15 protein-coding genes and 1 tRNA gene are annotated in these 18,223 nt (G+C 69.8%); 7 read left to right on the top strand and 9 right to left on the bottom strand.

The genetic code is table 11. The features are described from left to right. Position 1 precedes the first annotated feature (1 nt). Together H295_RS0122090 and H295_RS0122085 are read left to right on the top strand one after the other, a co-directional pair. Positions 2-871, top strand: coding sequence for an ABC transporter ATP-binding protein (locus H295_RS0122090; RefSeq protein ID WP_028809627.1), 870 nt, complete (start codon positions 2-4; stop codon positions 869-871). Continuing rightward, positions 868-1,584: an ABC transporter ATP-binding protein gene (locus tag H295_RS0122085; protein ID WP_020137532.1), complete on the top strand. Its 717-nt coding sequence runs from the start codon at positions 868-870 to the stop codon at positions 1,582-1,584. Before H295_RS0122090 ends, H295_RS0122085 begins: the two co-directional genes overlap by 4 nt. A 75-nt stretch (positions 1,585-1,659) precedes the next feature. Here H295_RS0122085 and H295_RS0122080 read toward each other — a convergent pair whose 3' ends face one another. Further along, on the bottom strand, positions 1,660-2,316 hold the full coding sequence (locus H295_RS0122080) for an ANTAR domain-containing response regulator (RefSeq protein WP_020137531.1): 657 nt from the start codon (positions 2,314-2,316) through the stop codon (positions 1,660-1,662). 104 nt (positions 2,317-2,420) lie between these two features. Between H295_RS0122080 and H295_RS0122075 the strand changes: the two genes are divergently transcribed. After that, positions 2,421-2,504: transfer RNA gene (locus tag H295_RS0122075), tRNA-Leu, on the top strand. A gap of 86 nt (positions 2,505-2,590) precedes the next feature. Further along, a complete protein-coding gene (locus H295_RS0122070; RefSeq protein ID WP_028809626.1) occupies positions 2,591-3,364 on the top strand; it encodes a hypothetical protein in 774 nt (257 codons plus the stop codon). Between the two features lie 8 nt (positions 3,365-3,372). On the opposite strand, the gene pyk is transcribed toward H295_RS0122070, so the two are convergent. Both pyk and H295_RS0122060 read right to left on the bottom strand, forming a co-directional pair. Further along, positions 3,373-4,809, bottom strand: a complete 1,437-nt coding sequence (pyk, locus tag H295_RS0122065) for a pyruvate kinase (RefSeq protein WP_028809625.1) — start codon at positions 4,807-4,809, stop codon at positions 3,373-3,375. Positions 4,810-4,953: 144 nt separating this feature from the next. Continuing rightward, complete coding sequence (locus H295_RS0122060; RefSeq protein ID WP_020137528.1) at positions 4,954-5,640, bottom strand: SIMPL domain-containing protein; 687 nt, start codon at positions 5,638-5,640, stop codon at positions 4,954-4,956. 127 nt (positions 5,641-5,767) lie between these two features. On the opposite strand from H295_RS0122060, the gene H295_RS0122055 reads away from it, so the two are divergent. Continuing rightward, the gene (locus H295_RS0122055; RefSeq protein ID WP_020137527.1) at positions 5,768-7,567 is read left to right on the top strand and encodes a bifunctional metallophosphatase/5'-nucleotidase; all 1,800 of its coding nucleotides are present in this window, start codon (positions 5,768-5,770) and stop codon (positions 7,565-7,567) included. Between the two features lie 42 nt (positions 7,568-7,609). Here the strand turns inward: H295_RS0122055 and H295_RS0122050 are convergent, their stop codons facing one another. The 6 genes from H295_RS0122050 to H295_RS0122025 form a co-directional block, all read right to left on the bottom strand. Continuing rightward, positions 7,610-9,031, bottom strand: a complete 1,422-nt coding sequence (locus H295_RS0122050; protein WP_020137526.1) for a lysine N(6)-hydroxylase/L-ornithine N(5)-oxygenase family protein — start codon at positions 9,029-9,031, stop codon at positions 7,610-7,612. Then, positions 9,028-10,443 carry a pyridoxal phosphate-dependent decarboxylase family protein gene (locus H295_RS0122045; protein ID WP_028809624.1) on the bottom strand — a complete coding sequence of 472 codons (1,416 nt, stop codon included), beginning with the start codon at positions 10,441-10,443 and terminating at the stop codon, positions 9,028-9,030. The genes H295_RS0122050 and H295_RS0122045 overlap by 4 nt, the downstream gene beginning before the upstream one ends. Before the next feature lie 116 nt (positions 10,444-10,559). Further along, entirely contained in the window at positions 10,560-13,046 is a 2,487-nt protein-coding gene (pepN, locus tag H295_RS0122040) for an aminopeptidase N (RefSeq protein ID WP_020137524.1), read from the bottom strand. 56 nt (positions 13,047-13,102) lie between these two features. Beyond that, positions 13,103-13,684, bottom strand: a complete 582-nt coding sequence (locus H295_RS0122035) for a response regulator (RefSeq protein WP_020137523.1) — start codon at positions 13,682-13,684, stop codon at positions 13,103-13,105. A gap of 113 nt (positions 13,685-13,797) precedes the next feature. Continuing rightward, entirely contained in the window at positions 13,798-14,148 is a 351-nt protein-coding gene (locus H295_RS0122030; RefSeq protein WP_020137522.1) for a chorismate mutase, read from the bottom strand. Between the two features lie 329 nt (positions 14,149-14,477). Next, on the bottom strand, positions 14,478-15,350 hold the full coding sequence (locus H295_RS0122025) for a helix-turn-helix domain-containing protein (protein ID WP_020137521.1): 873 nt from the start codon (positions 15,348-15,350) through the stop codon (positions 14,478-14,480). A gap of 168 nt (positions 15,351-15,518) precedes the next feature. Between H295_RS0122025 and H295_RS0122020 the strand changes: the two genes are divergently transcribed. After that, positions 15,519-17,288 carry a glycoside hydrolase family 35 protein gene (locus H295_RS0122020; protein ID WP_020137520.1) on the top strand — a complete coding sequence of 590 codons (1,770 nt, stop codon included), beginning with the start codon at positions 15,519-15,521 and terminating at the stop codon, positions 17,286-17,288. A gap of 36 nt (positions 17,289-17,324) precedes the next feature. Then, positions 17,325-18,215, top strand: a complete 891-nt coding sequence (locus tag H295_RS0122015; RefSeq protein WP_020137519.1) for a hypothetical protein — start codon at positions 17,325-17,327, stop codon at positions 18,213-18,215. Positions 18,216-18,223: the final 8 nt, after the last annotated feature.

Raw genomic sequence — 18,223 nt, 5'->3', positions numbered from 1 at the left:
CATGACCACCGAGACCACACCCGTACTCGAAGCACGCAACGTCACCATGCGCTTCGGCGGCCTCACCGCCGTCCGCTCGGTCGACTTCACCGTCAACGCAGGCGAGATCGTCGGACTCATCGGCCCCAACGGCGCCGGCAAGACCACCTTCTTCAACTGCCTCACCGGCCTCTACGTCCCCACGGAAGGCACGGTCTCCTACCAGGGCACCGTCCTCCCGCCCAAGCCCCACCTGGTGACCAAGGCCGGCATCGCCCGCACCTTCCAGAACATCCGCCTCTTCGCCAACATGACGGTCCTCGAGAACGTCCTCGTCGGCCGCCACACCCGCACCAAGGAAGGCCTCTGGTCCGCCCTCCTGCGCGGCCCCGGCTTCAAGAAGGCGGAGAAGGCCAGCGAAGAACGCGCCATGGAACTCCTGGAGTTCATCGGCCTCGAGGCCAAGCGCGACCACCTCGCCCGCAACCTCCCCTACGGCGAACAGCGCAAGCTCGAGATCGCCCGCGCCCTGGCCTCCGAGCCCGGCCTGCTGCTGCTCGACGAGCCCACCGCCGGCATGAACCCCCAGGAGACGCGGGCGACCGAAGAGCTGGTCTTCGCCATCCGCGACAAGGGCATCGCCGTCCTCCTCATCGAGCACGACATGCGCTTCGTCTTCAACCTCTCCGACCGCGTCGCCGTCCTCGTCCAGGGCGAGAAGCTCGTCGAAGGCACCTCCGAGGTCGTCCAGGCCGACGAGCGCGTCATCGCCGCCTACCTCGGCGAACCCTTCGAGGGCGACCCCGGCGCAGCCGAAGCGGCCGAAGCCGACGCCGCAGAGGACGTCTCCGACGCGCCGAGCACCACCAGCACCAAGGGAGAAGCCCAGTGACCGCACTCCTCGAAGTCGAGGACCTCCGGGTCTCCTACGGCAAGATCGAAGCCGTCAAAGGCATCTCCTTCAGCGTCGAAGCCGGCCAGGTCGTCACCCTCATCGGCACCAACGGCGCCGGCAAGACGACGACACTGCGGACCCTCTCGGGCCTCCTGAAGCCGACCTCCGGAAAGATCACGTTCGACGGAAAGCCCCTCAGCGGCATCCCGGCCCACAAGATCGTCTCCTTCGGCCTCGCCCACTCCCCCGAAGGCCGGCACATCTTCCCCCGCCTCACCATCTTCGAGAACCTCCAGCTCGGAGCGTTCCTGAGGAAGGACAAGGAAGGGATCGAGAAGGACATACAGCGCGCCTACGACCTCTTCCCGATCCTGGGAGAGCGCCGCAACCAGGCCGCAGGCACCCTCTCCGGCGGCGAGCAGCAGATGCTGGCCATGGGCCGCGCGCTCATGTCCCAGCCCAAGCTGCTGATGCTCGACGAGCCCTCCATGGGTCTCTCGCCGATCATGATGCAGAAGATCATGGCGACGATCGTCGAACTCAAGTCCCAGGGCACGACCATCCTGCTGGTCGAGCAGAACGCCCAGGCCGCCCTCTCCCTGGCCGACCAGGGACACGTCATGGAGGTCGGCAACATCGTCCTCTCCGGCACCGGCCAGGACCTCCTGCACGACGAGTCGGTCCGCAAGGCGTACCTCGGCGAGGACTGACCCTTCCTTCGTTGTACGACTGAGGCCCGCGCCCCCTGCTGGGGACGCGGGCCTCGGTCTTGTGGCGTACGGGGCTCAGCCCTTGTTGGCCTTCTTCTCATCGGCGTCCAGAATGACCGCCTCCGCGACCTGCTGCATCGACATCCGCCGGTCCATCGACGTCTTCTGGATCCACCGGAACGCGGCGGGCTCCGTCAGGCCGTACGACGTCTGAAGAATCGACTTCGCCCGGTCCACGAGCTTGCGCGTCTCCAGACGCTGGGTGAGGTCCGCGACCTCGTTCTCCAGCTCCTTCAGCTCCGTGAACCGGGAGACCGCCATCTCGATCGCCGGCACGACATCGCTCTTGCTGAAGGGCTTCACCAGGTACGCCATGGCACCGGCGTCCCGCGCCCGCTCCACGAGGTCGCGCTGCGAGAAGGCGGTGAGCATCAGGACGGGGGCGATACGCTCCTCGGCGATCTTCTCGGCGGCGGAGATGCCGTCGAGCTTCGGCATCTTCACGTCGAGGATGACGAGGTCCGGCTTGTGCTCACGGGCGAGCTCGACGGCCTGCTCACCGTCACCGGCCTCGCCGACGACGCTGTAGCCCTCTTCCTCCAGCATCTCTTTGAGGTCAAGGCGGATCAGGGCCTCGTCCTCGGCGATGACGACACGGGTCGTCAGCGGAGGCACGTGCGACTTGTCGTCGTCGGGCGCGTCTACGGGCTGGGGCGACTCGGGGGCGGTCACGGGGGCTCCTTGTTACGGGCCGGGCAGGTACTGCTGCTTGTGCAGCCTACCTAGAGGCGGGGAGCTGCGGTGACCCGGTATGCTTCCGGACAGCGCCCCAACCCGCCCGGTTGGAGGAACTGGTCAGACTCGCGGCACTCAAAATGCCGTGCCCTTTGGGCATGTGGGTTCGAATCCCACACCGGGCACTTTTCCCAGAAAGCGGATGCTCACGTTCTCGTGAACATCCGCTTTTTGCTGGGTGCAGTCGCGCTTCGTTACCCAGAGTGGTCACATGATCCAGCACGGCACTGATGTACGACACCGAGCCATCGCTTTACTTCGCTCAGGCGTGCGCAACGCAGATGTGGCCCGACAACTCAACGTCCCAGTGGGAACGATCGGCAAATGGCTACACCTGGATCGGGCGCGGCGCGGCGAATGCCCGGGAAGGCAGCCTCCCAAGTGCCCGCGGTGCGACGGTCGTCCTCTCGACACGGCCGCATACGCCTACCTGCTCGGCCTCTATCTTGGTGACGGCTGCATCAGCGGCCTTCGGCGAGGGGTGCACTGCCTTCGGATCGCGTGCGCCGATGCCTGGCCCGGCTTGATCGACGCCTGCGAAGAGGCCATGCGCATAGTGAACCCCGGCAACACGGTGTTCTGCGTCCAACGCCAGGGCTGCCAATACGTCACCTGCTACAGCAAGCACTGGCCGTGCATGTTCCCCCAGCACGGCGCCGGCAAGAAGCACGAGCGCGTCATCGTTCTCGAACCCTGGCAGCAGGCCATCGTCGACGCGCACCCCTGGGAGTTCGTCCGCGGCCTCATCCACTCCGACGGATGCCGCGTCACCAACTGGGCCACCCGGGTCGTAGCCGGTGAGCGGAAGCGCTACGAATATCCCCGGTACTTCTTCACCAACCTGTCCGGCGACATCATCCGGCTCTTCACCGACACCCTCGACAAGGTGGGCGTCGACTGGAAGCAGGCGAACAGCCGCAACATCCCCATCGCCCGCAAAGCCTCCGTAGCCCTCCTGGACACCCACGTAGGCCCCAAGCACTGACCAACCCCCTACTTGGGACTGTCGTCCTCCCCGATGTGGTGCACCCGGACCAGGTTCGTCGACCCGGACACCCCGGGCGGGGAGCCGGCCGTGATCACGACCACGTCGCCCTTTTCGCAGCGCCCGTACCGCAGCAACAGCTCGTCCACCTGGTCGACCATCGCGTCCGTGGAGTCGACCTGCGGGCCCAGGTACGTCTCCACACCCCACGTCAGGCTGAGTTGCGACCGAGTCGCAGGCTCCGGGGTGAAGGCCAGCAGAGGGATCGGGGACCGGTACCGGGACAGCCGACGGACCGTGTCGCCGGACTGGGTGAAGGCCACCAGGAACTTCGCGCCGAGGAAGTCGCCCATCTCCGCCGCCGCCCGGGCGACAGCCCCTCCCTGGGTGCGGGGCTTGTTCCGTTCCGTCAGCGGCGGGAGGCCCTTCTCGAGGATGTCCTCCTCCGCGGCCTCGACGATCTTGGCCATCGTCCGGACGGTCTCGATCGCGTGCTTGCCCACGCTCGTCTCACCGGACAGCATCACCGCGTCCGTGCCGTCGATGACCGCGTTGGCGACATCGGACGCCTCCGCGCGCGTCGGACGAGAGTTCTCGATCATCGAGTCGAGCATCTGCGTCGCGACGATCACCGGCTTGGCGTTGCGCTTGGCCAGTTTGATCGCGCGCTTCTGGACGATCGGCACCTGCTCCAGCGGCATCTCCACGCCGAGGTCGCCGCGCGCCACCATGATCCCGTCGAAGGCGGCGACGATGTCCTCGATGGCGTCCACAGCGTGCGGCTTCTCGACCTTGGCGATCACCGGGACCCGACGCCCAGCCGCGTCCATGATCCGGTGGACGTCCTCGACGTCGCGGCCGGAGCGGACGAAGGACAGGGCGATCACGTCGAAGCCCATGCGCAGCGCCCAGCGCAGGTCTTCCTCGTCCTTCTCCGACAGCGCCGGGACCGAGACCGCGACGCCCGGAAGGTTCAGTCCCTTGTGGTCGGAGATCATGCCGCCCTCGATCACCCGGGTGTGGACGCGGGGGCCCTCCACCGAGGTGACTTCCAGGCAGACCTTGCCGTCGTCGACGAGGATGCGCTCGCCCACGGAGACATCCGAGGCGAGTCCGGCGTACGTCGTCCCGCAGGACCGCTGGTCGCCTTCCGCGCCCTCTTCCACCGTGATGGTGAAGGTGTCCCCGCGTTCAAGGAGTACGGGTCCTTCGGTGAAGTGGCCGAGGCGGATCTTCGGGCCCTGAAGGTCGGCGAGGAGGCCGACGCTGCGGCCGGTCTCGTCGGAGGCCTTGCGGACGCGGTGGTACCGCTCCTCGTGCTCGGCGTAACTGCCGTGGCTGAGGTTGAAGCGGGCTACGTCCATTCCGGCGTCTACCAGGTCTTTGATCTGGTCGTAGGAGTCGGTGGCGGGGCCCAGGGTGCAGACGATTTTTGCTCGGCGCATGTTTCGACATTAGGCCTTACCGGCGGGTAGGGAGTTGGCCGCACATGACGACTCAACAACCTCCGGGTGAAGCCCTCTTGACAAGTGTTGAAGTGTGCGGGGCCCCGCTCCGATGAGCATCGCAGGAGCAAATGCGGCGACTTTTTACAGCGTCGGCGGCGCCATCGTGAACCGGGCGTTGACGTGTGCGTAGACGTGCTGGCGCTGGGGTTCGAGGTCGAGCGGGGCGGCCGCGGTGTCGGCCGCGGACTCGTAGGCCATGGAGCGGGCGCGGCTCGCCTTGCCCACGAAGCGGGGTTCGGGGTCCTCGGCGCCGATGTCGGCGAGTTCGAGGAGGGAGGCCAGGGACGTGTCCAGCGCCTCGGCGTACTCCTTGGCACGCTGGACGGCTTCCCGGACTGCCTGTTGCCGTGCCTGCCGGTAGACGGGTGAGTCGCGGCGCAGGGCCCACCATGGTCCGTCGACCCTCGTCAACTCCTGGTCGGCCAACCGGGTCGTCAGTTCACCGAGGGCCGTGAAGTCGGTGAGTTCCGCGGTGATGGTGACGCGGCCGTGGTAGGCGTGGACGCGTTCACCGCGGCCGTGTTCCTTGAGTTCGGGGGTGACGGAGAAGGAGCCGGTCTCGAGGTGTTCGACGGCGTCGCCGTAGGACTTGAGGAGGTCCAGGACGGTGGTGTTGCGGCGGGTGAGGTCGTCGAGGGCGGTGCGGCGGTCCTTGCCGCGGGAGGCGACGGTGACGCCGATGCGGGCGATCTCGGGGTCGACTTCGAGGTGGGCTTCGCCGCGGACGGCGATGCGGGGTGCGTCGGGTGTGCCGTAGGGAACGGTCATAACGACTCACTGTGTCAGTTTTCGTGCGGCGAGTCACCAGATCGAAACCTGTGGGGTCTGTTGCAGTTCAGCATGAGCGGGTCAGAATCTACGCGCGTTGTTGACCTTTCCCCGAGGAGATCAAGAGATGGCCTTGAACCGCAGGAAGTTCCTGGAGAAGTCCGCCGTGACGGGAGCGGGGGTCGCGCTGGCGGGTGGCGTGGGAGCTCCTGCCGCGCAGGCCGCGGACAGCGGGAGGAAGCCGGTGAAGCGGTACTCGCTCACGGTCATGGGCACCACCGACCTGCATGGTCATGTCTTCAACTGGGACTACTTCAAGGACGCGGAGTACAAGGACGCGGCGGGCAACGCGCAGGGTCTGTCGCGGATCTCGACGCTGGTGAACCAGGTCCGCAAGGAGAAGGGCCGCTGCAACACGCTGCTTCTGGACGCGGGCGACACGATCCAGGGCACGCCGCTGACGTACTACTACGCGAAGGTCGACCCGATCACCGCGAAGGGTGGTCCGGTCCATCCGATGGCCGCGGCGATGAACGCCATCGGGTACGACGCGGTGGCGCTGGGCAACCACGAGTTCAACTACGGCATCGAGACGCTGCGGAAGTTCGAGGAGCAGTGCGACTTCCCGCTGCTCGGCGCCAACGCGCTGGACGCGAAGACGCTGAAGCCCGCTTTCCCGCCGTACTTCATCAAGACGTTCCACGTGAAGGGTGCGCCGCCGGTGAAGGTGGCGGTGCTGGGGCTGACGAACCCGGGTATCGCGATCTGGGACAAGGCGTACGTGCAGGGGAAGTTGGTGTTCCCGGGGCTTGAGGAGCAGGCGGCGAAGTGGGTGCCGAAGCTGCGGTCGATGGGCGCGGACGTGGTGGTGGTGTCGGCGCACTCGGGTTCGTCGGGGACGTCGTCCTACGGTGACCAGCTGCCGTACGTGGAGAACTCGGCGGCGCTGGTGGCGCAGCAGGTGCCGGGGATCGACGCGATCCTGGTGGGGCACGCGCACGTGGAGATCCCGGAGCTGAAGGTCGTCAACGCGAAGACCGGGAAGACGGTGGTGCTGTCGGAGCCGCTCGCGTACGCGGAGCGGCTGTCGCTGTTCGACTTCGAGCTGGTCTTTGAGAAGGGCCGCTGGTCGGTCGAGTCGGTGTCGTCGAAGGTGCTCAACTCGAACTCGGTGGCGGACGATCCGAAGATCACCAAGCTGCTGAAGGACGACCACGACGTGGTCGTGAAGTACGTCAACCAGGTGGTGGGGACGGCGACGGCCACGCTGACGACGGTCGAGGCGCGGTACAAGGACGCCCCGATCATCGACCTGATCACGAAGGTGCAGGAGGACGTGGTCAGGGCGGCGCTGGCGTCGACGGAGTACGCGTCGCTGCCGGTGATCGCGCAGGCTTCGCCGTTCTCCCGCACGTCGGAGATCCCGGCGGGCGCCGTGACGATCCGGGACCTGTCGAGCCTGTACGTGTACGACAACACGCTGGTCGCGAAGCTGCTGACGGGTGCGCAGATCCGGGCGTACCTGGAGTACTCGGCGGAGTACTTCGTGCGGACGGCGGCGGGTGCGCCGGTGGACGTGGAGAAGCTGACGAACGCGAACAACCGTCCGGACTACAACTACGACTACGTGTCGGGGCTGTCGTACGACATCGACATCGCGCAGGCGGCGGGTTCGCGGATCAAGAACCTGACCTGGAACGGTGCCACTCTGGACGACGCGCAGAAGTTCGTGTTCGCGGTGAACAACTACCGGGCCAACGGCGGCGGGGCGTTCCCGCACGTGGCCTCCGCCACCGAGCTGTGGTCGGAGTCGACGGAGATCCGTACCCGGATCGCGGAGTGGGTGACCGCGAAGGGTGTGCTGGACCCGAAGGACTTCGCGTCGGTGGACTGGAAGCTCACGCGGGACGGTACGCCGGTGTTCTAGGGGTGCGTGCCGGCGATGTGCTGCGTATGCCGTCGCCGGCGTTCACCGTCCTTCGACCAGGGGTGTCAGTGCGGGGGCCTGGCGGGCCGGTGGGATCAGGGGCCGCTGTTCGAGGCCGAAGGTGGTGAAGGCGGTGCGGGCGGGCAGGGGGTAGGGGTTCTTGCCGGTGACGGTGTTGAGGATGGTGGCGCTGCGCCAGGCGGCGAGGCCGAGGTCGGGGGCGCCGACGCCGTGGGTGTGGCGTTCGGCGTTCTGGACGTGGACGTGGCAGTCGGCGCCGGTGACGGAGGGGTCGAGGACGAGTCTGAACTGTTCGTCGACGCGGGGGCGTTCGCGGCTGTCGCGGCGCAGGTAGGGGTCGAGTCCGGCGAGGATGCGGTCGAGGGGGCGTTCGCGGTAGCCGGTGGCGAGGACGACGGCGTCGGTGGTGAGCCGGGAGCGGCTGCCCTGCTGGATGTGTTCGAGGTGGAGTTCGATCTTCGTGGTGGCGATGCGTCCGGCGGTGCGGACGCGGACGCCGGGGGTGAGGACGGCGTCGGGCCAGCCGCCGTGCAGGGTGCGGTGGTAGAGCTCGTCGTGGATGGCGGCGATGGTGTCGGCGCCGATGCCGCGGTGGAGCTGCCACTGGGTGGTGCCGAGGCGGTCGCGGACGCTCTCGGACAGGGCGTGGAAGTAGCGGGTGTGGTCGGGGGTGAAGTGTTCGAGGCCGAGCTTGGAGTACTCCATGGGCGCGAACGCTTCGGTACGGCCGAGCCAGTGCAGTCGTTCGCGGCCGGTGGGGCGGTTGCGGAGCAGGTCGAGGAAGACCTCGGCGCCGGACTGTCCTGAGCCGACGACGGTGACGTGGTCGGCGGCGAGGAGGCTCTGGCGGTGGTCGAGGTAGTCGGCGGCGTGGATGACGGGTACGCCGGGGATCTCGACGAGGGGCTTGAGCGGTTCCGGCACGTAGGGCTCGGTGCCGATGCCGACGACGATGTTCTTGGTGTACGTGCGGCCGAGGGCCTCGGCTTCGCCGTCGCTGTCGAGCTGGGTGAAGTCGACTTCGAAGACGTCGCGTTCGGGGTTGAAGCGGACGGCGTCGACCTGGTGGCGGAAGTGCAGGCCGGGGAGGTTCTCGGCGACCCAGCGGCAGTAGGCGTCGTACTCGGCGCGCTGGATGTGGAAGCGCTCGGCGAAGTAGAAGGGGAACAGGCGCTCGCGGGCCTTGAGGTAGTTGAGGAAGGTCCAGTCGCTGGCGGGGTCGACGAGGGTCACCAGGTCGGCGAGGAAGGGGACCTGGACGGTGGCGCCGTCGATCAGGAGTCCGGGGTGCCAGTGGAAGGCGGGGCGCTGTTCGTAGAAGACGGCGTCGAGGGTGGTGAGGGGCTGGGCGAGGGCGGCGAGGGAGAGGTTGCAGGGGCCGATGCCGATGCCGACGAGGTCGCGGGGTGCGTCGGGCTCGTGGTGTGGGGGGTGGGGGTTCATCGGGGGGTGGTTCCTTCCACGAGGTGCAGGAGTGCGGCGAGATGGGCCGGCTGGGTGGTGGGGTTGAGGAGGGTGGCCTTGAGCCAGAGCCGGTTCGCCGCGCGGGCGCGGCCGAGGACGGCGCGGCCGTCGGTGAGGAGTTGTCGGCGTACGGCCGCTACGGCGTCGTCGGTGGCGTCTGCGGGTCGGAACAGGACCGTGCTGATGGTGGGCGGTTCGTGGAGTTCGAACCCGGGGTGCCGGTCGACGAGTGCCGCGAACTCCTGTGCTGTGGAGCAGACTTGGTCGACGAGTGCGCCGAGTCCTTCGCGGCCGAGGGTCTTCAGGGTGACGGCGATCTTGAGGATGTCGGGGCGGCGGGTGGTGCGCAGGGACCGGCCGAGGAGGTCGGGGAGGCCGGCTTCGGTGTCGTCGTCGGCGTTGAGGTAGTCGGCGCGGTGGTTGAGGGCGGCGAGGTCGCTGCCGCTGCGGACGGCGAGGAGTCCGGCGGCGACCGGCTGCCAGCCGAGTTTGTGCAGGTCGAGGGTGACGGTGTCCGCGGCGCTGAGGCCGGTGAGCTTGGCTCGGTGGTGGGGGCTGAAGAGGAGGCCGCCGCCGTAGGCCGCGTCTACGTGCAGGCGGGCGCCGTGTTGTGCGCACAGGTGCGCGATCTCGGGTAGCGGATCGATGTGGCCGGTGTCCGTCGTGCCTGCGGTGGCCGCGACAACGAGCGGGCCCTGGAGAGTGGTGAGGGCGGTTTCCAGGGCTGTGGGATCGAGGGTGGGGAGAGTGACGGGTTGGGGCATCCCCAGCAGCCAGGCCGCGCGGGGGAGGGAGTGGTGGGCGCTTTCGGCGCAGACCAGTCGGACGCCCGAGCCATGTGTCTCTCTGGCCAGGAGGAGGGCGAGTTGGTTGGATTCCGTGCCACCGGTTGTGATCACAGCGTCGGGCCGGTGGGGGCTGGTCGCGCCCCGCGGCGGAGCCGCAGATCGATACAGCCCCGCGCCCCTGGGTGTCTCGGCGTAGACCTCGTTTGCCAGTGCACGTGTCACCAGGGCCTCGAGCTCCGATGCCGCCGGAGCCTGGTCCCAGGAGTCCATGGACGGATTGAGCACGGAGGCGGCCAGATCTGCCGCTGCGGCGACCGCGAGAGGCGGGCAGTGGAGGTGGGCCGTGCAGAAAGGGTCCGCCGGGTCTGCGGAACCCTCCGCCAGGGCTCGCACCAGGAGCGGTAGGGCATCCTGCTCGCCCTCGTCCGGCAGTACGTCACCCACCGCGTCCCGCACCCGGGCCGAAACCGCCTCAGGCCCCCCGGCCGGCAGTGGCCCACCCCTCAGACGTAGCCCCTCCCCCAGCGCGTCCAGAACCGTGTCGAGCTGTGGGCGCAGCACATCGGCGCTCTCGGGGCCCGAGGCCAGTGGCGGGGTGCTCATCGTCGACCTCCGGGAGCGCTGGGGGCTTCCAGCTTGGACGGCGCCGGCTGGGCGCGCCCGGAGAGTTCAACGATCCTGACCCGAAAGGGGGTACTGCCGTACGGGGAAAGTCCGCTCTAGGCCTGCCTCACCCGCAACGCGCGTCCCAGGTCGTCGAGTTGGTCGGTGAGCTTGCGGCGCAGGGCGGGGATGGGGTCGGCGTCGCGCAGACAGGTCTCGCCGAGGCGGAGGGTGTCCTCGTCGATGGCGTAGTCGGGGAAGGCCCAGCGGCCCACGGCGTCGGCGATGGCGGGGCCGCGGCGGGCGGCGAGGGCGACGGCGTCGTCGTAGTAGCGGGGCACGTACTGCCGTACGAGATCGGCCTGTTCGGGTTGCCAGAAGCCCTGGGCGGTGGCGGTGAAGAGGTAGTTGGAGAGGTCGTCGCGGGTGAACATGGCGTCCCAGGCGGCTGCCTTGGCCTCCTCGGAGGGGAGGGCGGCGCGGCAGCGGGCGGCGCCTTCCTGGCCGGTGGCGGAGGGGTCGCGGGCGAGCTCGGCGGCGATGGCGGCCTCGTCGGTGGCGCCGAGGACGGCGAGGCGGGCGAGGACGCGCCAGCGCAGTTCGGGGTCGAGTTCGGGTCCGCCGGGGACGGTGCCGTCGGCGAGCCAGGCGGCGATGGTGTCGGGGTGGGCGGCGACGTTGATGCAGTGGCGTACGGCGATCAGGCGCAGGCCGGGGTTGTCGCCGTCCTCGGTGCGGCGGATGAGGTCGCGACACAGGGCGGTGAGGAGGGACAGGGCGGCGGGGCGTTCCTCGGGGGTGATGTAGCGGTCGGCGACGTAGGTGGCGGCGAAGGCGAGGACGCCCTGGACGAGGGCGAGGTCGGTTTCGTGCGGGAGGTGGGCGCGGGCGGCCTCCAGGTAGGCGGAGGGCGGGAGTTCACCGTCGCGGACGGCGTCGCGCAGGGCGTTCCAGACGACGGCGCGGGTCAGCGGTGAGGGGAGTCCGGAGAGGCACTCGGTGACCGTGGTGAAGGACTGGGGGTCGAAGCGGATCTTGGCGTAGGTCAGGTCGCCGTCGTTGAGGAGCAGGAGGGCGGGGCGCTTGCCGATGGGGAGGGGTTCGCTCTGCGGGACGTCGAGGTCGAGGCGGTCGCGCAGGACGAGGTGGCGGCCCTCGTCGGTGACGTCCTGGTCGTAGAGGCCGACCGCGATGCGGTGCGGGCGGCTGCCCTTGTGCTCGACCTGGAGGGTGTACGTGGCTTCCTCGCCGCGGGTGACGACGGGCCTGAGGGTGTCGACGCCGGTGGTGCGCAGCCAGGCGTCGGCCCAGGCGTGGACGTCGCGTTCGGTGGCGGAGGCGAGGGAGTCGATGAAGTCGGCGAGGGTGGCGTTGCCGAACTTGTGCCGGGCGAAGTGGGTGTTGATGCCGGCGAGGAAGTCCTTCTCGCCGAGCCAGTGCACGAGCTGGCGCAGGGCGGAGGCGCCCTTGGCGTAGGAGATGCCGTCGAAGTTGAGCATGGCCGAGGCGGTGTCCTCGACGGCTTCGGGGGCGACGGGGTGAGTGGAGGGGCGCTGGTCGGCGTCGTAGCCCCAGCCCTTGCGCATGACGCCGAAGTCGACCCAGGTGTCGGTGAAGCGGGTGGCTTCGGTGAGGGTCTGGTAGCCCATGTACTCGGCGAAGGACTCGTTGAGCCAGATGTCGTCCCACCAGCGCAGGGTGACGAGGTCGCCGAACCACATGTGGGCCATCTCGTGGGCGATGACCATGGCGCGGGTCTGGCGCTCGGTGTCGGTGACGGCGGAGCGGTAGACGAACTCGTCGCGGAAGGTGACGAGTCCGGGGTTCTCCATGGCGCCGGCGTTGAACTCGGGGACGAACGCCTGGTCGTAGGAGTCGAAGGGGTAGGGCTCCTCGAACTTCTCGTGGTAGCGGTCGTAGCACTGCCGGGTGATCTCGAAGATCTCGTCGGCGTCCGGGTCGAGGTAGGGGGCGAGGGAGCGGCGGCAGTGGATGCCGAAGGGCAGGCCGCGGTGTTCGGTGCGTACGGAGTGCCAGGGGCCGGCGGCGACGGCGACGAGGTAGGTGGAGATCAGGGGGGTGGGGGCGGCGTGCCAGCGGCCTTCGCCGAGGTGTTCGGTGATGCCGTTGGCGAGGACGCTCCAGCTTTCGGGGGCGGTGACCGTGAGGTCGAAGACGGCCTTGAGGTCGGGCTGGTCGAAGGCGGCGAAGACGCGCTGGACGTCCTCCATGAACAGCTGGGTGTAGACGTACGACTCGCCGTCGCTGGGGTCCGTGAAGCGGTGCATGCCCTCGCCGGTGCGGGAGTAGCGCATGACGGCGTCGATCCGCAGTTCGTGCTCGCCGGCGGTCAGGCCCGTGAGGGGCAGCCGGTTGCCGTCGAGGGTCTCCGGATCGAGGGGGCGGCCGTCGAGGGTCGCCTCTCGCAGTTCGGCCGGCTTGAGCTCGACGAAGGTGTCCGCCTCCGCGCGCGCGGTGAACCTGACGACGGTCCGGGACGTGAAGGTCTCGTCGCCGGTGGTGAGGTCGAGCGCGATGGTGTAGCGGTGAACGTCGAGGAGCTTGGCACGGGTCTGCGCTTCGTCGCGCGTCAGTACGGACATGCAGGACATGCTGCCTGATGGCAGGGCCAACTCACAGAGGCGGATCGGTACACGCCTTATGTCCGGTCCTGTTCGAGCTCCTCGGTGTGCGCCCCCTGTCCGCGCTGGATGGGGACGCGGGCGTCGGGGTGGGGCAGGGCGGGGCGGGGCGTGGTGGGCGCGGCCTGGTTCTCGCCGTGGCCCTCGCCGTGCTCCTCGCCGTGGCCTTTGACGAGGGCGCGCAGTTCGCGGACCTCGTGTTCGAGGGCGAGGTGGCGGCGGTGGGCGTCGAAGAGGTAGCGGACCTTGGTGCGCAGGGCCCAGGGGTCGATGGGCTTCATCACGAGGTCGGCGACACCGAGGGCGAAGGCGGCGGAGGTGAGTTCGTGGTCGGGGCCGAAGCCGGTGAGCAGGATGACCGGTATGTGCTGGGTCTGTTCCAGGCGGCGCATGTAGCGGACCACGTCGAGGCCGCTGACGCCGGGCATCCGCACGTCGAGGAGCAGGAGGCCGACCTGGCCCCGGAGCACCTGCTTGAGGGCCTCGTCACCGCTGGTGGCGCGGCCGAGCCGGTAGCCCAGCGGGGCCAGGGCGCTCTCCAGGGCGTAGAGCGTGTCCTCGTGGTCGTCGACGATGAGGATCCTGGCATCCGACGGCATGGCCCGACGTCCCTCCCTCGCGGACGATCCAGCCTACGCCCGAGTGCTGACGGGGAGTGCTCGCAGGCTGACAAGGAGTGCACGGGGCAGCATGCCGTGTGTGTCCCGCGGGGTCAATCGGCCGTGGTGGTGGTGCCGTTGACGGCGTCCTCGGCGATGCGCTCGTGGTGCCGGATGACCTCGGCGATGATGAAGTTGAGGAACTTCTCCGCGAAGGCCGGGTCGAGTTTGGCGTTCTCGGCGAGGGTGCGGAGGCGTTCGATCTGGCGTGCCTCGCGGGCCGGGTCGGCGGGGGGCAGCTGGTGGCGGGCCTTGAGGTGGCCGACCTGCTGGGTCGCCTTGAACCGCTCGGCGAGCATGTGCACTACGGCCGCGTCGATGTTGTCGATGCTGTCCCGCAGCCGCGCGAGCTCCTCACGGACGGCGGGGTCGACGGCACCGTTTCCGGTGTTGCTGGTGGTCATGGTCGACAACCCTACGGGGAGGGGGTCGGGGCAATGATCGCCGGACCGGCAACTGGGCCGGGACTCGGCAGACGGCCGCGGCTACCGGCTCTGGCGTCAGGCGGCCCGCCTGGCCGAAGCGCAGCGCGCCCTCCGGAGTCCGCTCTGAACCGGCCCCGTGGACTCAGCCCCTCCGGAACCGCACCGGCCGGGAACACCAGGTCAGCTCTTGGTGAGGGCTCGCCCCTCAGGGGCCCAGCCCCCGAAGGAGCACCCCGGCCCGCGGGCCCATACCCATGCCCATGCCCATGCCCCTCCTGGAGACCGCCCCGTCAGAGCTCCCGCCCCCCTCAGACCCGAGGCAGATCCCCCGGATCCGGGACCTGGTTGCTCCAGCCTCCGGGGACCGTTCGGGCCTCCTGGGCCCGGAAGCGGACGGGGGGCATGCCCACGCGGCGGGTGAAGAGGCGGGAGAAGTAGGCGGGGTCGTCGTAGCCGACGCGGCGGGCGACGGCGGCGACGGGGAGTTCCGTCGCGGCGAGGAGTTCCTTGGCGCGGTCGAGGCGGATGCCGAGGAGGTAGTCCTTGGGGCTGCACCCCGCGCCCCGGCGCACCGCGGTGCGCAGTTCGGCCAGGGTCATGCCGTGCCGGCCCGCGTGGTCGGCGACGGACATCGGCTTGAAGGCGTCGCGGGCGAGGGCCTTGAGGACGGGGTCGCCGTCGGGGGCGAGGTCGGCGCGGGCGCGGCGCAGCGCGACCAGCAGTTCGTGGACCGCGGCGCCCGTCTCCACCTCCAGGAGCGGGTTGTCGCGACGGGCGGCGCGCACGATCCGGGCGATCACCGCGCGGGGACCGGCGGCGTCGGACAGCTCCACCACGGGACGGTCCGGTTCGATGTACCCGAGGTCGGTGTACGTCGTCGTGGCGGGCCCGGTGAAGCCGACGAACCCCTCGTCCCAGCCGGTCCCGGGGTCCGGCGCGTAGTGGTGCGGGACGCCCGGCGTGAGCCACAGGAGCGCGGGCGCGGTGACCGCCCGGCGCCGCCCGTCGGGGGTCTCGTACCACCCGGTGCCGCTGCTGATGACGACGGCGACATGGCTGTCGAGGGTGCGGGGGCCGACGGTGGGCAGCGGGCCGTGCTGGAGGCCGACGCCGAGGCAGACGAGGCCGAGCCGGTGGTGGACGGGGCTGGGGGTGAGGAACCGCATCCAGGTGTGGTACATCGCCGCGCCTCCCACGCATCCCTTCGGCTGGACGACCGCCGCCCCGGTTCGAGGACCGCCGCTCCGGTTCGACGACCGCCGCTCCGGTTCGACGACCGCCGCTTCGGTCCAAGCAGCGCCGATCTTTGTCCATGGACGTGGTCGCCGCCACTCATGAAGGTGGAGCCTATGAGCGAGTTCTCGACAGGTGAAACCGATTTCCTGCTGGACGGACGGCCGGTGCGGCTGCTGTCCGGCGCGCTGCACTACTTCCGGGTCCACGAGGCACAGTGGGGGCACCGGCTGGCGATGCTGCGGGCGATGGGCCTCAACTGCGTGGAGACGTACGTGCCGTGGAACCTCCACGAGCCGCGTCCCGGCGACTTCCGGGACGTGGCGGCGCTGGGCCGGTTCCTGGACGCGGCCCGGGAGGCCGGGCTGTGGGCGATCGTCCGTCCCGGCCCCTACATCTGCGCGGAGTGGGAGAACGGCGGCCTGCCGCACTGGCTGCAAGGCCGTGCGCGCACGAGCGACGGGGTGTACCTGGGGCAGGTGGAGCGCTGGTTCCGGCGGCTGCTGCCGCAGGTCGTGGAGCGGCAGGTCGACCGGGGCGGCCCGGTGCTGATGGTGCAGGTGGAGAACGAGTACGGCAGCTACGGCTCGGACACCGGCTACCTGCGCCGGCTGGCGGAGCTGCTGCGCGCGGTGGGCGTGACCGTCCCCCTGTTCACCTCGGACGGCCCCGAGGACCACATGCTCACCGGCGGTTCGCTCCCCGGTGTCCTCGCCACGGTCAACTTCGGCTCCGGCGCCCGCGCGGCCTTCGAGACGCTGCGCCGGTACCGCCCGGACGGCCCGCTGATGTGCATGGAGTTCTGGTGCGGCTGGTTCGACCACTGGGGCGGCGAGCACGTGGTCCGGGATGCCGGGGAGGCAGCCGCGGCGCTGCGGGAGATCCTGGAGTGCGGTGCCTCGGTGAACCTGTACATGGCGCACGGCGGCACGAACTTCGCCGGCTGGTCGGGCGCCAACCGGGGCGGGGGCGCGCTGCACGAGGGCCCGCTGGAGCCGGACGTGACGTCGTACGACTACGACGCGCCGATCGACGAGTACGGCCGCCCCACGGAGAAGTTCCGGCGGTTCAGGGAGGTCCTCGCCGAGTACGGCCCGGTGGCCGAACTCCCGCCCGCACCGACCGTGCTGGGGCGGCCCGACGAGGTGCTCCTGTCCGGCTGGGCCGCCCTGTCCGCCGTACTGGAGGCGCGTGGCGGGCCGCCCGTCGAGGGTCCCGTGCCGCCGGCCTTCGAGGAGCTGGACGTGGACCGGGGGCTGGTGCGGTACGAGGTGGACGTGCCGGGGCCGCGGCAGCCGTACCCGCTGATCGCACGCGGCCTCAGGGACCTCGCGGTGGTGTACGTCGACGGGGAGCGGGCCGGGGTGCTCACCGAGGACGACGTGCAGCTCAAGGAGCCGGTCGCCGGGCCCGCGCGGGTGGAGCTGTGGGTGGAGTCGCTGGGCCGGGTCAACTACGGGCCGAGGAGCGGGGAGGCCAAGGGGATCACGGGAGGTCTGCTGCACGAGCGGCAGTTCCTGCACGGGGTGCGGGCGACGGGGCTGCGGCTGGACGCACTGGACTCGGTGGCGGGGCTCTCCTTCGGAGAGGTCCCCGGCAACGGCTCTCCCGGCCTGTACCGGGGTGTGCTGAGCGTGCGCGGCGCCGGGGACGCGGTGCTGGAGCTGCCGGGCTGGACCCGGGGCTTCGTCTGGGTGAACGGCTTCGATCTGGGCCGGTACTGGTCGGTGGGCCCGCAGCGGTCGCTGTACGTGCCCGGTCCGGTGCTGCGGGAGGGCGGCAACGACGTGTGGGTGCTCGAGCTGGAGGCAGCCCCGGCCGACGGGCCCGTACTGCGTCTGCGTGCCCCGGATCCGGTCCCCCTGGATCCGCGCCCGACCTCGTAGAGTGGAATCGGGTTCAGGCGTCTTGGGGGTACGGGCGTGGCGAACGACGGACCGGTCCAGCACGGCTACCCGCACCTGGAGACGGTGCGGGCGGCGATCACCGCGCTCTACAAGCGGCTCTCCTACGACACCGTGCAGACGTTCGCGACGAGCGTGGCGCCGGTGGACGTGGCGTTCTGCGACACCGACGACCTCTATCTGGGCGCCCAGCGGGTGGCGCGGGAGCTGGTGCGGCACTACCGGCTCCCGGACGCGCGGTTCGTCGTGAGCTTCCGGGAGATGACCCACGCGGCGAACGTCGAACTCACCGCGGGGCCCGAGTACTTCGTCGAACTCAACGACCGGTTCCGCACCCACCGGCGGGACATCGGGGCGGCGCTGGCCCACGAGGTCATGCACGTGTACCTGCACCGGCTGGACCTGTCCTTCCCCGGGGTGCGCGAGAACGAGATCCTCACGGACACGGCGACGACGTATCTGGGGGCGGGGTGGCTGCTGCTGGACGCGTACCGGGAGGACGCGGCCTCGTCCCAGAAGCTGGGCTATCTGACGCCGGAGGAGTTCGGGTACGTCCTGGCGAAGCGGTCCCTGGTGTTCGGTGAGGACCCGTCGGTGTGGTTCACCAGTCCGCAGGCGTACACGGCGTACGGGAAGGGCCTGGCGCTGGCCCGCGAGGACGAGCAGCAGCCCCCGCTGACGGCGGCGGGCTGGGCGGGCCGTCGCCGGTACGCCCGCGACCGCCGGCACGGCGGCCCCGGACCGGGCACAGGCCCAGGCACCCGTTACGCCTTCACTCCGGACGGGGCGGGCAGCCTGCGTGTGTCGTTCCCCTGCCCCACCTGCCACCAGCGGATCCGGGTGCCGGTACGGGGGCGGGTACGGGCCCGGTGCGCGCTGTGCCGGACGGTGCTGGAGTGCGACACGTAAACCCCCAC

Source organism: Streptomyces sp. 351MFTsu5.1 (genome assembly GCF_000383655.1).
Classification (GTDB): Bacteria; Actinomycetota; Actinomycetes; order Streptomycetales; family Streptomycetaceae; genus Streptomyces; species Streptomyces griseorubiginosus.
Note: the sequence above shows the minus strand (reverse complement) of the source record. Positions and strands in the feature narration are given on the sequence as shown.

Bases quoted from the DNA above. Each gene is read 5' to 3' on its own strand.
- H295_RS0122090 (WP_028809627.1), top strand. From the start codon at position 2: ATGACCACCGAGACCACACCCGTACTCGAAGCACGCAACGTCACCATG.
- H295_RS0122070 (WP_028809626.1), top strand. From the start codon at position 2,591: ATGATCCAGCACGGCACTGATGTACGACACCGAGCCATCGCTTTACTT.
- pyk (WP_028809625.1), bottom strand. From the start codon at position 4,809: ATGCGCCGAGCAAAAATCGTCTGCACCCTGGGCCCCGCCACCGACTCC.
- H295_RS0122060 (WP_020137528.1), bottom strand. From the start codon at position 5,640: ATGACCGTTCCCTACGGCACACCCGACGCACCCCGCATCGCCGTCCGC.
- H295_RS0122055 (WP_020137527.1), top strand. From the start codon at position 5,768: ATGGCCTTGAACCGCAGGAAGTTCCTGGAGAAGTCCGCCGTGACGGGA.
- H295_RS0122050 (WP_020137526.1), bottom strand. From the start codon at position 9,031: ATGAACCCCCACCCCCCACACCACGAGCCCGACGCACCCCGCGACCTC.
- H295_RS0122045 (WP_028809624.1), bottom strand. From the start codon at position 10,443: ATGAGCACCCCGCCACTGGCCTCGGGCCCCGAGAGCGCCGATGTGCTG.
- pepN (WP_020137524.1), bottom strand. From the start codon at position 13,046: ATGTCCGTACTGACGCGCGACGAAGCGCAGACCCGTGCCAAGCTCCTC.
- H295_RS0122035 (WP_020137523.1), bottom strand. From the start codon at position 13,684: ATGCCGTCGGATGCCAGGATCCTCATCGTCGACGACCACGAGGACACG.
- H295_RS0122030 (WP_020137522.1), bottom strand. From the start codon at position 14,148: ATGACCACCAGCAACACCGGAAACGGTGCCGTCGACCCCGCCGTCCGT.
- H295_RS0122025 (WP_020137521.1), bottom strand. From the start codon at position 15,350: ATGTACCACACCTGGATGCGGTTCCTCACCCCCAGCCCCGTCCACCAC.
- H295_RS0122020 (WP_020137520.1), top strand. From the start codon at position 15,519: ATGAGCGAGTTCTCGACAGGTGAAACCGATTTCCTGCTGGACGGACGG.